We start from the raw sequence: 16,018 nt of genomic DNA, 5'->3' as shown, positions 1-16,018 counted from the left end.
ATAATTTACTCGGGTTTTACATCAGATAACTGCGGTCGTTGGTTTTACGCGGTTTCAGGGAAGGTAGAGTACCTCGCAGCCTCTCCCCTGTTGAATCAACGGAATGTAATTCTCGAGAAATTCCACGGTCGCCGGATCGGTCAGATCCACAGCCGCTTTTCTTTCCGACGACAGGTAGGCCGCCATCGTCAGTTTAACCACCTCACGGCCGAAATGCCAATCCATCAGCGCTGGCCGCCCGGTGAGGATCGCATCGACGGCGTCGATATTTTCATCCACGTATCCATAGAGGTCTGCTTCATTAGGCTGGACGGTGAGCAGCCCTCGCGTGGCCTGTTGCTTTTCCAGAGCCGCTTCGGCGTCGGCAACAGCTACCGCTGCGACGTCCCCCACGAACACTTCGAGGGGAGAGCGAAGCGTGTTGAACTCGAACGCATATCCAGGTCCCAGGCCGTCGATCATCACACGCAGGCCCTGCTTGTCGTACATCCACGAGACCGTGAACTGTGCTTTGCTGAGAACGTTGGTTTCAGGATTACGGAAGGTAATCAGCCCGGTTGCAAAGTCATCCGCGGGAGTTTTTGTATAATCGACCCCGAAGCGCGCCTTGAGCTGCTCCCGCCATTCGGGTCGGCCCCATTTCAAAAGCGCAAGATCCGCCTGTACAGACACCGGCTGCAAATATCCCAGCGGCTTTCCGGGCGGGGTCAGAAGGTACCACGCGACCGCCACGCTGTGGCAGCCCATGTCCGTCATCACACCGCCGCCCTGCTGCGTGGGATCCCAAAACCATGCGGAGTGCGGGCCTGCGTGCTCCTCCGAGGCCCGCACCAGTGCAAGCGGTCCCATTGTTTTCATTACCGGTTCGAGCTGTGTCCTGGCCGCTTTGACGGCCTTCATGTGGAGTTGATTTTCATAATAAATGAGTGGCACACCGAACGGTTCCAAGCGCGCAATCATTTGATTGGCTTCCCGGAGATTCCGAGCAAGCGGTTTATCGCAGATCACCGCCCGGAGTTTCGCCCCATTCTCCAGCGCCTGGGCTATTTCTTCAACGATGGCAACTCGAGCAAAATTGGGGGCATAAATGGCTACAACATCGACATGATGGGCCATTTCTCGGACACTGGAAAAGATTCGCCCCTCCCCCAATCTTTTTTCACGGACATACTGGGCAATTGCTTCCGGTGGCCGGCGCGACACAAGGCCCGCCACCTCCACTCCCCGAACCTGTTCCAGTGCTCGCAGTTGAAACCGCGCGTAAAAACCCCCGCCGACCAGTCCAAATCGCAGCGCACTCATCTTTGTTTTCACCTCCACCACCAAAACGCAGATGGACAAAAAGGCAGGGAAACACCATTGCTACCTGCGGATGGACGACTCGGACCGCCAATCGTTGCCGCTTATATTACGGCACGGCTGGCAGGGCTTCAAGCTTTCCCAAAAGACGGAACCACGATCGAGATCATCCCTGAAGCCTCAGAAAATCTTCAATTTCGTGCCGAAACGGCATGGATGGCTGTGCCCCTGCGCGCGTCACCGAAATGGCAGCGGCCGCTGATGCCCATCGGAGGCTGTCCACCCAGTCACGTCCCTCAGAAATGGCTGTCGCCAGCGCCCCGTTAAACGCGTCTCCGGCTCCAGTCGTATCGACGGCTTTTGTTGGGAAACCGGGAAAGTATCTCGCATCTCCAGCCCCCGCGAAAAAGCAGCCGCGAGCTCCAAGAGTGAGAACGACGTTTCCAACGCCTCGATCCAGCAATCGCTGAGCCGCCGTCCGTGCATCCGTTTCGTCTTCTATCTTCGGCAGATCCAAGAGCCTCGCTATCTCATGCTCGTTCGGTGTGATGATATCCACATCGGAAAGCAAAACGGCGGGAACGTGTTCGGGAACAGGCGCCGGGTTGAGGATGGTCGTCACACCGAATTGCCGGGCACGCCGCAGTCCAACTTGAACAGTTTCCACAGGGATTTCGAAGCAGGTCAGCAGGACAGACGCCTGTTCGAAAACGGAATCGGGCACGGCCGTAACGTCTGCCGGTGAAAGCGCGGCGTTCGCACCCGATGCCACCGCGATCGCATTTTCTCCACACTCATCCACCATGATGAGCGCCACGCCCGAGGAGATACCGTCTTTTATGTTGACATGCGTTAGATCGATCTTATCTTTCTGTAACGCTGCCAGGCTTTCCCGCCCAAAAACGTCGTTTCCTACTGCTGCGATGAGCGTGACCGGTTTTTCGCCCGACCGAGCCGCAGCCACCGCCTGATTGGCCCCTTTTCCACCCTGGTTCTGGTAAAAGGTGCCACCGATAACGGTCTCGCCTGGCTGGGGCAAGCGGCGGACCTTGACCACAAGATCCGTGTTCACGGAACCCAACACGATAACGCGGTCTTTCATTCAGAGTCTCCTTGCCGGCTCCACACGCTCGGGACGATTTTACTCGCGGGGAACTCTCACGAGAACCGGCCCTGCCGGGAGAAGACACGCTTTACTTTCCGATGCAGAACCGCGAGAAAATCCTGGAGAGGATTTCTTCCGAATAAACTTCGCCCGTGATCTCACCGATCGAAGAAAGTGCCGAGCGGAGCGCGGTCGCGATCAAATCCTCAGATTCCCGCCCGTGGATGAGCTCCTGTGCCTGATGAAGAGCATCGGCTGCCCTCCGTAAAGCGTCTCGGCATCGCATCGCAGTGACTGCGACGACTCCCGCGCTTGTTTCCTGTTGCGCCAAAAGGCGGTTTACGATTGTATCTTTGAGAATCTCAAGACCGCTGTTACAACGGGCACTCACCAGCAACGCGCCTTCCGGCCATGAGGATGATCGCCCCGTTGGCAGCAGATCAGCCTTTGTCAGCACAAGAAGCGTCTGCGAGTTGTGAGTATCCGAGTCAACGGGGACGGTCTGGGGGGAATACTTGGTAGCGTCCCAGCAAAGGAGCCGTAAATCGGCCATCTGCGCTGCCTGTTGGGTGGCGACCTGTATCTTCCCTGCGATGGCGGAATTGCGATCATCGGTTAATGCATTCAGGGCTTTCGTGCTGTCGAGCCCAGAAGGCGCCACCTCGGCCGACCAACTCTCCAGGCCGGCGGTATCGACCAGCTCAAAGCTGACACCACGGTGAGAACAGACGGCCGTGAGGTAATCGCGAGTCGTCCCGGGTACTGGTGAGACAATGGCTCGCTCTGTTGAAAGAAGTGCGTTAAAAAGCGTGCTTTTCCCGGCGTTTGGTGGCCCGACCAGAACCACGCGGGGAAGTTCGGTATTTCCCCGTCGCTTTTCAAACCAGCGATTGATTTCCTCGAGCGCCGTCCGGGCGGCGGTGACCCGGGTCTCCAACTCTTCCCAGGATAAAAACGGCAAGTCCTCCTCAGCAAAATCGAGGCCCGCCTCCACATCCGCCACCAGATCGAGAAGCTCTTCCCGCAGCGCCCGCAAAGGCCCACCGATCCCTCCTGCAAGTTGGTGAAGCGCCGTCTGAAGTTCGCGGGCCTCACGGGCTTCAACGACCCCCAACACTGCTTCCGCTTGAGTTAAATCGACTCGCCCGCTCAGAAACGCCCGCAGGGTAAATTCCCCAGGTCGGGCAGGCCGGAGCCTGAGTCTGGCTATGATCTCGTGAGCCAGCGGACCGCAACACACCGTGTGAAGTTCGACCACCGGTTGGCCGGTATAACTTCGGCCGGAAGGCCAGGAAAAGACATCGCAAGGCAAACGAGCGGGCAATCCTTCCCAGTCCAACCAGGTCGCGAACACCATCGGCTCGAGGGGCTGCTCCACCGGGAGGCACTCCCCGCAGATGACACGTCTTGCTGCCTGCCAGGCCTCGGGACCCGAGATTCGAATGATCTGTCGGGCGCCACGTCCAAAGGCGGTCGCGACTGCAACGATGGTGTCGTGGGCTTGCTGCCACATGGAGTTTGTGAGGGATCAGACCCGCGTGCGTTTTGCCGGGCGACGCTTTTCACGAGGCATCTTTTCCGCGTAACGCTTATCCGCGGCTTTAACGAGTTCCTTCAGCCAATCGGGAATGGAATCCTGTATTTTCTGCCAGGTTTTCTTCCAGTCGCGTTTTGGCTTCCTAGTTTCGTCCGTTTTCCTGACCGTCTTCAGCAAAATCTCACGTTCCGCCATACCCCATAAACTCGAGGCGATAAAATACAGACACAGACCACTGGGAACTTTATAGAATAGAATTCCCATAAAGATCATCATGAAATTCATGACTTTCTGCTGGACTGCTGCTTGCTCGTCCGCAGGCGGCGGCATCATCCGCTTCTGCTGCCACAAGAAAATGACTATCGTGAGAACAGGCAAAAGATTGAAATACGGGCCCAGCGCAAACATCCCGTGCCCGCGGTTGAACCACTCCGGCCAGAGAAAGCTCCAGTCGAACAGCATGTCGGGTGCCGCCAGGTTGGAACACCAGCGAATGCTCTCTGAAATCAACGGTGCCTGACGCAATTGCACATCAATTGCGAGGGCCTTGTATAAACCGATAAAAATGGGCAACTGAATAAATAAAACTAAACATCCCGAAAACGGGTTATAATTGTGCTGTCGGAATAACTCCTGCGTTGCGCGGTTACGTTCCTGCAGGTCTTTATACTTTTCCTGAATCTTTTTAATTTCCGGCTGCAGTTCCTGCATCTTCTGGGCATTGAGAGCCTGCTTGCGGCTAATGGGAAACATCAAAAGACGAACGACGACCGTGAGCAGGATAATCGCCAGACCATAGTTGAACACTATATAGTCGTGAAAAATATGCAGGAGCCTGGTCATCGGGTCGGCAACAAACCAGAACCAGCCGTACTGGATCAGACTGTCAAGCTGATAATGCGCCAGAAGATCAGACCGCTTCGGCCCCGCAAAGACGGTGAATGTATGGGAAAGTCGTTCGCCCGGTTTGAGCTCTGCTGGAACAGACTGCAGACGGCAGGATACGTTGGTGAGATATTCGTAGTTCGGTTCCACAGCTCCAATACGAATCGGCCGGGCGTCACCAAACCAAATGTCACCTGGATGTTCCCGCTGGGGCAGAAGAATCACGGAAAAATACTGGGCGTCAACCCCAAGAGCTGTGATCAACTGGTTTTCCGTATCTTTCCAGGGAGCACCCCAGCGATCCCGTGCGATCGCCGAACAGGCGACTAGTTTAATCCCGTTTTTACCAAGGCGGATGGCCACATCGCGAAGGCCTACCGCACTCCAGCTATTGCTCATTTTCCGTGCATACCAGGCTCCCTCTGTAGGCAGACCGTTGGGCCCATCCAGTTCATAAGCGATGCTGGTCGGGTTCTTCCCCACGTTGATAACCGTGATCTGAAATGTGAAATGATACGAGGGATCGTCGTGATCGTCCTGCTTTCCCGGTGGCACCCGCGCCAGTTCGTAACGCTTGACAATGACCAAATTCTTGTCCGGCAGCCATTGAGCAAAGCGGACACTCTCCCGTGGGGCAACAGTGTCTTCATTCGACGCGGTCGTCCACGTTTCAGGTTTGGCCGGATCGGCATCTTCAGGGAGCAGGTACCAGTTCTCGCTTTTCAGGTGAATGTCCGGTAATTCGGAATGAAGCCACTGAAGGTACAGAACCTCCTTCTGCAGTGGATCCGTCGTTTCCTGCATCCGTTCTTCAAATCGAGAGCGGACGTCGGCGAGGCGTTCCTTGCCCAATGCGGCCAGCGTCATTTCGAACGAGTAGGGGCCCCCTTCCTCTCGACGAATGATCGCCATCGGCGTCCTCCGCAATTGTGCCTTGAGGGTGAGCAGTTGATCTCCCCTCCGGACAGCCAGGGACACCGTTTGGCCCGGGTGTGTCTTGTCCATTATCTCCCGGAACCCGGCAATTCCCTCAACCGGCTTATCATCGATGCTTACGAGCACATCACCGGGGCGGATCCCCGCCAGAGCGGCCGGAGTACCGGGGCCAACAACGTCCACGCGGAGCGATCCTTTGTCCAGCGGTGGCTCGAAAAACAATTCTCCGAGATACCCCCCGCGGGCTTCCGTATCGCAGTACCTGGGGCTGTTCAGTTCAAGCCGGGAAATCGTTGCCCCACGAGTCGAGAGGGTTACCAGCATCCGATACGGGCTTTCCGGATCCAGCGAGCCCAGCGTGACGTAACGAACGGGCGGCTCAGGCAGAACGGTCTTTCCAGTCTCAGGAGATTCTTTTTGGACGGAAGGGGCGGTCGGCTTCTCGGACGTGGCAATTGACGTCTCAACGTTTTCACCGTTTTTTTTGCCCCCGATCTCACCAGAACCCGCTTCTTTTTTCTGCTCCTTCTCCTGAGACACTACCGGAGGCAGTCCTTCTGGGGGGTGCGGTGCCCAGAGGCTCCCAAGATAAAGATTTATGACGATGATCAGCATGGACACGGCCAAAAAAGCGAAATACCGTGCCCACATCCGATTCTGGCCCTGGTCCAGCATATCGTTTCCTCGAACAAAACACCCAAGTTATGAATCTGAATCCCCCGAACTGGCAGCACGAATAGGACACTCACCGTCCATGGCGAGTCGCCCTGCCTTGTCCGAACAAGATCACTTTACGCATTTTTGCAGAAGTGCCGCTGCCGGCTTATGATCGCACCAGTGTCGTTTCACCGAAGGTTGCACCCGCCCACCGGTTGTTTAAGTAACATTCTATCCTCTTTCCGGCACGGGCCAAAGGCAAAAATCACGTACTTCCCCGCCCGCCCCGACAACCTCAGATGGGGGCCCTCTTCCGATTGGGTTGTTCCAATGGCGGGGATTTTCGTCTCAAAGCCCGAAAAAAACTAATCAGCGTTGATCGGTTTTTGGGCCCTAGGATATCATACGGAGTCTATTTCGAGTCCTTGCCCTAAGCTTCTTATTTTAGCGGGATTGAAAGACTCCGTGCATGGGTCGCGGCGTGTGGAGGACCGTGCGCGTGGGAGGTCAGACCAACCTATTTCAGCATCTTCTGGTGGAGGAGCAGGGCACCTTTCCTGCGAATGAAGAGACGGGCGAGCCCAGGTCGAGAGTCCTGCCCTTCGCCCCAAAATCTCAAGGAGGACGACTGCCTCCGGTTTTGCCCTGGGCACTGGCTTTGACTGTAATTCTAGTCTCGTTTTTGGGGATCAGCACCCTTCCCATGATCGGGGAAGAACCGCGACGAGGTCAGGTAGCCCGGGAAATGTACTGGGCAGGTGACTGGTTGGTTCCCCGCGAACAGGGCCAGCTCTACTGTACGCGTCCACCCCTTCAAAACTGGCTCATTGGCGCCATTGGGGTGTGGCAAGGCACGTTCGACGTTTGGGCGGTCCGTTTGCCTAGCGCGCTGGCGCTTGTGCTTGCTGCCGGGATCTGCTGGACCGTCGCCAAGAGGCAGATCGGGCCGGTGGCCGGCACGGTCGCCGGGATTGCCTACTTGACCACTGGTCAATCGTTGACAATTGGCCAACTTGGAGAAACAGACTCACTTTTCGCCGCCCTTCTTGGCGGTGCCCTTTTGATGTGGATCTCCGGCCAGAACAAGTCAGAGGGCGGATGGCATTGGGTCATAGCCGGTTTTTTAGCGGGCCTGGCAGCACTCACAAAAGGGCTCCAGGCTCCTGTCTATTTCGTGGTGTCGACCGCGGGTTTCCTTCTCATTTCCCGACAGGGAAATCGCATCGCCGGCAAGCAATATCTCGCGTCCATGGGAGCCATGGTACTGCCCATTGCCCTATGGAGCATTCCGTACTGCCTGAGTGCGGGCTTACAAGCCACCCGGGAAATATGGTTCGGCCAGGTAGAGGAGCGTCTCGCCACACGGGGATTTTTCGCTCATTTTGTATCTTTCCCTGTCGAAACGATGGGGGCCATGCTCCCCTGGTCCTTACTGTTGGCGGCGTGGGCGGATAGACCCTTTCGCCGCTGGGCGACCAAGTATCGATCTCTGATCACCTATCTGATGGTTTGTTTAACAGTCGGATTTGTTAGCCTCTGGGTCATCCCCGAAGCCAAAAACCGATATTTTTTGCCGCTTTACCTGCCCGCGGCTCTTCTTTTCTCGTTACCGTGGCAATATGTTTCCGAGACTTCGGATGAATCCAGCAACTTTTCTCCCGCACAACCGCGAGGTTTCGTCGTCTTTCTCAGATTGCTTCAAGCCCTGGCAGTCCTTGGGGGTGCCGGCGCAATATTCTTCTGTTTTGCCAAATTCCTTCCCATTTCAGCAGACGCATTGAGAAAACTCCAACTTCCACTTCTATCGACCGCTGTCATTTGTGTCCTCGCCGTTCTGACGATTGTGGCCATTCAATTGACTGTGAGAAACCCGACGTCATCCAACCTCGCTTCTTCGGCCCTCGCCATTGGGCTTTTTCTCGGTGTGGGGCATCGGGTAGGAATTCTGCCTGTTCAGCGACAACTTCTCTGGTCGCCCCGCGAACAGATCCAGAGTCTCGCCGGCGAGCTACGGGCGCCAGAAAAGTTGAGCAGCCTGGGGCCTGTCCCAGCGGCTTTTCGCTTCCATTACCCGTATTTCGTTCGACAGCTCCCCCGAGAAACGCCAGTGGAGGGCCTGCCCGATCCCGTGTTTTGTCTCACGGGAACAATGTACGCATCACAAGCCCGCGTCGTACCGAAAAGCGGGCAACCCGTGCTTCAGTTTTCCTGGAACGGTCGTGTGATTGTGTGTCCTCGATTGTCCTTCTCCTGGGAACCTCGGAGAGTCATCGCGCTCGGTCGTACCCCCACCCGAGATCCTCAACCGGTGGTTATCGTTGGCGAGGCGCTCCCCAAGGCAAAAACAGAGATGCCACCCGACACGGCGTTTGCCCGGGCTTTGGAAACGGGCCCAGGAACCCATCCTTAACACGACCCAACGAGAAGCGGTTTGTCAGGGTACCTGCGAGCCTCCTCCTAAGGTAGAGAGTGCCAAAACGGGCATCTCACGGTGGTAGCGTTTTTCCAGTTCCGCTTTGACCTGCAGCCCCCGTGTATTCACGAAATTGACAAAATCCTCAAGGGGTGCCACGAGTGCGAGCGGCGAAAGCTGACCGGCCGCCTGGTCGAGCATTTTCTCAGACGGGGCACTGGCAATCTCGAAAGCGAGCTTCCGGCCGGCCTCCAACGCATGCATTAAATTGCGGAATTTCTGGGCAAATTCTTCTTTGAATTCAATTGCGAGCGGGTCCACGTCCTGTGTGTTCAGAGCGGCTACCTCCTGTTCCCAGGTTGCCAACTTCTCGGTGGGATTGTGAATTCCGGCACCCCCGACGAGCATCGCGGTTGGGTCGGCCCCACCAAGGGCTTTCATCGTCGCATCGCGCAATCCTTGAAGGTAGGCGGCTGTGGCCTCTCCCCTTCGAGCCAGCTCCTGATCCACCTGAGGTTGAGGAGGCGGTTGCGGTGGTGCGACGGCTTGCTCCAGAAGTGGAGTCGCCGGCTGGGGAATGAGGACAGGACGCTGCCACGCCAGAAAGATCACCACCAAAACCAACGCAATAATGACGACCAGCGATAGGACGAAGAGGCCTCCGAGAATAAACCACCAGACATGCGACGGGGCTTTGGCATTCCTCTCCTCAACGGCAGATCCCCTGCTTGCAGGCGGGAGAGGTTCTTGCCGAAGATCTGCGCGGTCGACGCCCGACGACCCCGTAGCAACGCCTTGATTGAGAATTCCACCTGCTTGCGATCCGAAATGGAAAGCACCGCTAGGTTTCCCTTGTGGGGCAAGCTGCCAAACTGCATGACAGTGGGGACAGCGAACCCGAGTCACTGAAGTCCCAGTCGGGAGCCTTGAGAGCTTGCCACAATGGGGACATCGGATCGCTTCCGAACTTCCTTTGACTTCCATCGCAGCCCACTCCGTTTCCCGGGAAAGGGACCGACCGCACCGACAACTCTCTGTCTATCATGATAACACCCCGCTGTTCAAGGAGTATCGGTCGCTCCGGTGTGTTTCTCTCCCTGACTTCTTTGGAACGGTGTCGTGAGTGACAGGACCGATCGACAAACCCTCCGCCAGCGTTGCAAGCCTCATTTTGCGATCCGCTGATCACAGGAGCACATCTTCTCCAGTAACTTCGGTGCAGTATCGGTCCGTTCCATCGAGTGCCGATTCGATAGGGGCTTTACCCCATGAGGCAACTTCAGAGCACGTCTCAAAAAGGTCCTCCAATAGTTGTTGATACGTCATGCGATGGAGTCGGCAAAGTTCGTGGTGTGTTCGCAGGGCCACCAGGTATGTGGTGAACTGGGAACGACAGGAAACTGCCTGTTTGAACAAAGCAAGGAGTTCCTCATGATAACGAGCACGGCGTTTTCTCGCCCTGTGCCAGCGGGTGAGTTTACTCCGCAACCCCTGCCAGTTGACATGAAGCGCGATGCGAATAGACCGAAGCGCCTCTCGGCCTTCTTCTGTCAGTGGATGGGGCTCGAGATTCGAGAATCCGCCGGATTCAAGGCAATCCAGAAGTTGCCTCTTGTCGCGCGCTGCCCGTTGCATCAGCCGCACGAAACGCATCGGTCGAAAATTGCCGAACCCCGCCCATTTGAGATCGCTCCAGACGTCATATCCCAGGCTGCCATCAACATATTCTGGATCAAACCGTGCCCGAAGATCGGTAGCCGCCCAGAACAGGGGTATCAGGAAGTGGTCGAGCATGCGTCGTCCTTCTTCGAGCGATCCGAACACACGACCGAGCAACCTGGCCCGCTCGCGCAGGAGTGTTTCCCGGGCGTTGCACCCCATTTCCGCAACCCACAACTCGTCCACCTCCTCCGGCCAGAGAAGAGCCTGGGCATTGAAATAATCGGTGTGGTAGGTGCGGTTGAGGCAAATCACTGCCTCTCCTACCCGCATGGCGACCGCTCGAGTAATCAAGCGAAACCATATTTTGGAAGAGATTTTCATCGGCAGGTCGGCGAGCACATCCCAGAGGTGATAACCCACCAGATCGCGAACCCTTTCGAGGGGTGGCGCAGCCGACTGCTGCTCATAAAGCTTGACGTCGTTGGGATCAAAATAGCCGCCGTTGTACCAGTCTTCCAGAAAGCGGAGATCAACGCCCAGATAATAGCGCTGTCGAGGTTCCGGTTGTGGCCGTGCGAGCGTAAACCGCCCCCAACGCAAAAACTTGATTCTCCCCCGCTCCATTGGGTCGTCTGGCAAACCTTCGTCGCTGCACAATTCGGGAGGACATTCCTCAGGATGAGCGCGAAGGCGAACCAGTGCCGTCCCTAGATCCCATTCAAATCGATAAACGCGATCCCATAGTGCCTCCAGGTGTTGGTCCTGGTTCCATTTCCGGTAGTTTTCCATCAGGTCCAGATCAGCCGCCTGGGCCACATTGAGGAGCCGCGATTTGAAAAGGCTGGGGAGCAGCATGAGGAGCAGCCCTCCGGTAAGCATGCCTCCCCCCACGCACAGTGGCATGAAAATGGCTACCTGAGCGTCATACGTACGAACGCCCGGTATGTAATTACCGAGATACCCTAACAGGGAGACCAGCGCCGTGGCCAGCGTATAGCGGAGACTCCGGCGGTACAGAAAATTTCCCGCCAGGTAGAGGGCGTCCATCACACTGAAAAGGCGATAAGCAGCAGAAAGCCAGTTCATTCGTGCGGCCGACCTCCCAGAACCATCTGAGCCTCCCCCGTTCAATGCCTTGCCCAAACTTCCTGCGCTGGGTTTTTGTGGCCCCCTGATGCCGTCTGTCAGCCATAATGCGCAGGCGCCAGAACTGTCGTTGCTTGCGTTTCTCCAAGCACCTTCCACTATAACTGAACGCTGCTCTCATTTCACGTTTTCCAGAAGTCCCATGGGGACCTTTGCCCTGCCGCATAGAAACTTTCATCCGGGCGCGGTATCCCCGTTTTCTTCCTGCCGTCTCAGGTTCTGACGATCGGCTGCCGACTTGAGCGCGATCAGAAAGGCAAGTGCAAGACCAGATCGAAACGGCTCAAATGTCCAGCGAGATCCGACGCCCCGCCGCGGCGCTTTCTTCAGCCTTGCGAATGGTGCTCAAAACGAAACGCAAATCATCGATGTCGCTGGCGCGCTGGACCAGGCTGGTCGCTGCCCGATAAAACTGAAGAAGCAAACGCTCTTCTATAGGCCGTTCATGATCGAGAAGTTCCTGATGACGTCCTGCCTCATCGAACCAAACGAGGGTCGTAGGGAGATCGACGAAGGCCACACCGCGTTCGCAGACCACCTGAAGCTCGGCTAACGGACGATAGCTCACCGCTTCATGCCAGTGCGCGGGGATGTAGCGACCACAGCTTATCTGTGCGGTTGGTCCCCTCCCCAGCTGCCCCGGTGGGCTGAAATCAAGATTGAGCATCAGGTAGTCGAGGTCCCCTTTGTCTGGACAATGATGAAAAACCCCCATCACACTGGTCGCCTGTTCGCCCACCACGAAACGACACCAGTCCACTAGCTCAACGAGATCGAGTCGAATGGGATCGGCCGGTTGAGGCCCTGATGTGCCATTCCCTTTGAGGTAATGAGAAAGACGCCGATGGCAAAACAGAAGGCGTGGTGGCCCCAACCGCGTCGCGATTAATTCTTTGAGTCGAATCGTGGCGGGAGCGTATCGGCGGTAGAACTCCACCATGAAGGCCACTCCCGATTGAAACACGGCTTCTCGCAGTTCGGCAACCTCTTCGAGTGTCAAGGGAACAGAAGCTCCCAAATACACGGCCTTACCGAACTCACAAGCCGCCAACACCGGCAAAGGCCCCAACCATCGCGGGTTGAGGACAAGAACGGCATCCACATCCGATCGCCGGCAGAGTGCCCAAAAACTGTCGTGGACGGCGAGACTCGATTCCCGCGCCGCCATCCGTGCCCGCTGAGATACCGACTCGAACACAGCCACCAGGTTAAAGCGATCGCTGAGGACACGGAGAGCGGGTAAATAGCGGCGTTCCCAGCCTTCTCCCAATCCTATAACTCCCAATCGCAATTTCATCAGAGGCTATCCCTGATTCCTGTGGTCCAACTTTCCGAACATTTCGGGAGTTGCCCGAGGCACCGTCCGGCTCCAGCACCGGGCTTCCATCGTGTGAGGCCACCGGAGCCAGCAATTTCGGAAACAGTCACAGGATGACTTCATGCCTCCCGTGGACTGCGGAGCCTCCCGGGCCGATTCCATTAGCCCCGTTCCTGGCCTTTCGATGACTCCGTCTCATTTATTTCCGGGATTCCAACCGGTCGGTCCTGCAGGAACGGCCCGCAAAACAAGGGAAATCGTCAGCGGCCACAAATCGCAACTTTCCCGTATCGTATCCCAGCTCGACGTGCTAAGCGAATGCTCACTATTCCAGATCCCAGAGGGGTGCAGAGTGCTCCACCAAGTGCTCCATACCCGCATTCTTCGGTGCATCCGCAAAGGTGGGCTTCACCCCGGTGAACGCCAGGTCCGCTATCAGTTTGCCCTGCGGAGAACGGCCCACAAGCCGGGACACAAAAAGATCACGGAGTACATATCGGCCATCGTTGTCCAAATCGGCCACCTCACTCACTTGCGTGATCTTCCTGGATCCATCTTCGGTAAATCGGGCAATCTGAATGACGATGTGAATGGCCGATGCCACCTGTGCCCGCGCCACGTACACAGGAATTTCTACATCGGACATAAGTGAGAGCGTCTCCAGTCGAATGAGAGCATCCCGCGGAGAACTCGCGTGAATGGTGGAGAGACTGCCAGAATGGCCACTCAACATGGCCTGGATCATATCCAGCGCCTCGCCACCGCGAACCTCTCCCACGATCACCCGATCCGGGCGCATCCGAAGGGAATTGCTGAACAGATGTCGGATCGTCAAACCGCCACGGCCCTCACGGCCGCCGTGCCTGGCTTCCAGATATATCGTGTGCGGCTGGACGAGACGCAGTTCCGAGGTATCTTCAATGACCACGATTCTCTCGTCTGGGGAAATGGCCCGTGATAACGCTCCCAGCAGAACTGTCTTCCCAGTTCCGGTCCCCCCGGAGATGAGGATATTCTTCCGCAACTTGACACATATTTCCAAAAATTCCCTGGCGATCTCGGACAGCGAGTTGAGTCGAACCAAATCCTCTAAAGTCATCGCCTCCCGAGTAAACTTGCGAATCGTCACGCAGGGTCCAATGCGGGAAGTTGGCGGAAGGATCGCGTGGACACGCGAGCCATCCGGGAGACGGGCATCCAGGACCGGATGCTCCTCGTTGATCTCTCGACCGACCCACTGGGCCACGTTATTGATCGCAGAAATGAGGGCATCCTCACTGGGGAATTGGGCATCTGTTTTTTGCAGTTTACCCCCGCGCTCGATGTACACTTCGTACGGCCCGTTGACCATGATCTCCGTCACACTGTCGTCCAGTAAATAGGGTAAAATGGGCGACAAAAAATACCGGGTGCTGGCCTCAAAAATGGCTTCCCGCGTCATAGATGGGTCCCCTCCAATCCGAAACAAGACGGGCGTGTGAAAGACTGATTCTGTCTTAGGCCGGAACTTGGCCAGATTTCGCCCGATCTCCCCGTCCCTCCATAATAGCGGAAAACTTGGCGTAGGAGCAAAGCCGTCGGAGAGTTGTGTGACCCCCACGTTAAGTTGAAACAGGGGCGGGAACCTCCACAAGGCCTTAAGCAAAAGGGCAATCCAGCCGGGAGGAACGGGACGTCTCCATTGCCACGATGGACAATCGATTTTGCCGCTTGGGCCCCATTTGCCGGCTTGGCTCCTGTTTACCGTTAAAAAGGTAGGTAGGTCTTGAATGGCCCCTACGATACATTGACGCTCTGGCGTTTCCCGGGTGCTCACACGATGGGGGCTCGGGAGCCGAGAGGATTGCGTGGATCCGCAGGACGCGCAGACGCAGAAGTGACCTGTAATGCCGTCTTTCCTTGTCTGAACCCGCCGCAGGACCATTGGTTTCTTGATGTCTCAGCTCGATCTCCGGCAATCCACCGTGAATTGGCCGTTCTCGGCCGCAGAAAGTTGGCGTCGCCCTTCGTGAGAAAAACAGGGGATTGGCCCAATCCGGCGGAGACAATACCCCTCGCACATACTAACGTCCGCCGGTCGGCCTTGCCAAAGCGGCTCTTTTTGGTATGTTTATTAGCAAGAGAGCGTCCCCTCATGCGGGGCGGGTGTGTGTTTTGCACATGGTTTCCAACTGCCAGCGTAGCTCAATCGGCAGAGCACCGCATTCGTAATGCGGGTGTTGGGGGTTCGAGTCCCCCCGTTGGCTGTTTTTCTGCTCACCACGAGACGGGGCACGGTCTTTACACCGTGGTCCAGAGCTTCGTTTATTCCCGTTCCCGCTTGTTCAAGTAAAAACTTGCCCGATTTTTCGGGCGAGAAGCTGCATCAGAAAACCCACGACAAGGACAAAACAGATGTCGCAAGCGGCGTTGGAGACTGACGTCAAGCAAATCGTCCTCAGCAACTCTCTATTTGGCCCGCGGGAAGTGCAGGCGCTGGCCAGTGCCATGGCGGAGGATCCCTCCCAGTACAGGGTGCTCCGCGACGCCGTCGCTGAACTGGAGCTTCGAGAAGAGACCCCCGCGAGCAATGTGCGGCTAGGCTGCTGCCTTTATCTGCTGGGGCGTTTTGAAAGTGCCATTTCCGTTCTCAAACGAGGCGACAGTGGCGCGCTCGCTCATTTTTACCTTGGAAAGTGTTATTTGGCCACGGAAAGATACGACGAGGCGCTGGAGAGTTTTCGGGCGGCAAGAATCGCCGGTTACAACCCGGACGAATGTGCTCTCGGGGAAGTCGAGGCCCTTCGCGGGAAAGGTGACCTCAAAAGCGCGCTGGAGATCCTTGATGGGCTCTCTGGCTCGGCCACGGAGAGCGCCGAATACTACTATCAGCGCGGCGCTACACTGGCAGCCTTGGGCGCGCCTGCGGAGGAAGTCGCGGCCCTTTATGAGAAGGCAATTCAAATCGATCCCAGCCACGTGGGCGCACTTTTTGGGTTAGCGTGGGAAAATGACCGTCACGGCAACGACGACGTCGCCCTCGACCTCTACCAAAGATGCGTTTCCCGGTTCCCACCCCAT

General features: G+C 56.7%; 10 protein-coding genes and 1 tRNA gene. 3 read left to right on the top strand and 8 right to left on the bottom strand.

Translation table 11 applies throughout. The features are described from left to right. Positions 1-54: 54 nt before the first annotated feature. From H5U08_RS01130 to yidC, 4 genes are all read right to left on the bottom strand, one after another. Complete coding sequence (locus tag H5U08_RS01130) at positions 55-1,302, bottom strand: Gfo/Idh/MocA family oxidoreductase (protein WP_297029284.1); 1,248 nt, start codon at positions 1,300-1,302, stop codon at positions 55-57. 163 nt (positions 1,303-1,465) lie between these two features. Then, on the bottom strand, positions 1,466-2,401 hold the full coding sequence (gene rbsK / locus H5U08_RS01125) for a ribokinase (RefSeq protein WP_297029282.1): 936 nt from the start codon (positions 2,399-2,401) through the stop codon (positions 1,466-1,468). Positions 2,402-2,492: 91 nt separating this feature from the next. After that, on the bottom strand, positions 2,493-3,917 hold the full coding sequence (locus tag H5U08_RS01120) for a tRNA modification GTPase (RefSeq protein WP_297029280.1): 1,425 nt from the start codon (positions 3,915-3,917) through the stop codon (positions 2,493-2,495). Between the two features lie 15 nt (positions 3,918-3,932). Continuing rightward, entirely contained in the window at positions 3,933-6,437 is a 2,505-nt protein-coding gene (yidC, locus tag H5U08_RS01115; RefSeq protein WP_297029279.1) for a membrane protein insertase YidC, read from the bottom strand. A gap of 451 nt (positions 6,438-6,888) precedes the next feature. On the opposite strand from yidC, the gene H5U08_RS01110 reads away from it, so the two are divergent. Further along, a complete protein-coding gene (locus tag H5U08_RS01110; protein ID WP_297029276.1) occupies positions 6,889-8,829 on the top strand; it encodes a glycosyltransferase family 39 protein in 1,941 nt (646 codons plus the stop codon). Between the two features lie 24 nt (positions 8,830-8,853). On the opposite strand, the gene H5U08_RS01105 is transcribed toward H5U08_RS01110, so the two are convergent. From H5U08_RS01105 to H5U08_RS01090, 4 genes are all read right to left on the bottom strand, one after another. Next, on the bottom strand, positions 8,854-9,444 hold the full coding sequence (locus tag H5U08_RS01105) for a hypothetical protein (protein ID WP_297029274.1): 591 nt from the start codon (positions 9,442-9,444) through the stop codon (positions 8,854-8,856). Positions 9,445-10,017: 573 nt separating this feature from the next. Beyond that, positions 10,018-11,580, bottom strand: coding sequence for a hypothetical protein (locus tag H5U08_RS01100; RefSeq protein WP_297029272.1), 1,563 nt, complete (start codon positions 11,578-11,580; stop codon positions 10,018-10,020). A 343-nt stretch (positions 11,581-11,923) separates the two neighbouring features. Continuing rightward, entirely contained in the window at positions 11,924-12,937 is a 1,014-nt protein-coding gene (locus tag H5U08_RS01095) for a Gfo/Idh/MocA family oxidoreductase (protein WP_297029270.1), read from the bottom strand. Between the two features lie 346 nt (positions 12,938-13,283). Next, positions 13,284-14,399 (bottom strand): ATPase, T2SS/T4P/T4SS family, encoded by a 1,116-nt coding sequence (locus tag H5U08_RS01090; RefSeq protein WP_297029268.1) that lies wholly within the window; start codon positions 14,397-14,399, stop codon positions 13,284-13,286. Between the two features lie 732 nt (positions 14,400-15,131). Here H5U08_RS01090 and H5U08_RS01085 point away from each other — a divergent pair. Both H5U08_RS01085 and H5U08_RS01080 read left to right on the top strand, forming a co-directional pair. After that, positions 15,132-15,204 (top strand) — tRNA-Thr (locus tag H5U08_RS01085). Between the two features lie 148 nt (positions 15,205-15,352). Further along, positions 15,353-16,018 (top strand): tetratricopeptide repeat protein (locus tag H5U08_RS01080; protein ID WP_297029266.1); only part of this gene is annotated, 666 nt, incomplete at its 3' end.

The organism is Thermogutta sp. (assembly GCF_014359955.1).
Lineage (GTDB): Bacteria > Planctomycetota > Planctomycetia > Pirellulales > Thermoguttaceae > Thermogutta.
This window is presented reverse-complemented; position numbering and strand designations above follow the sequence as displayed.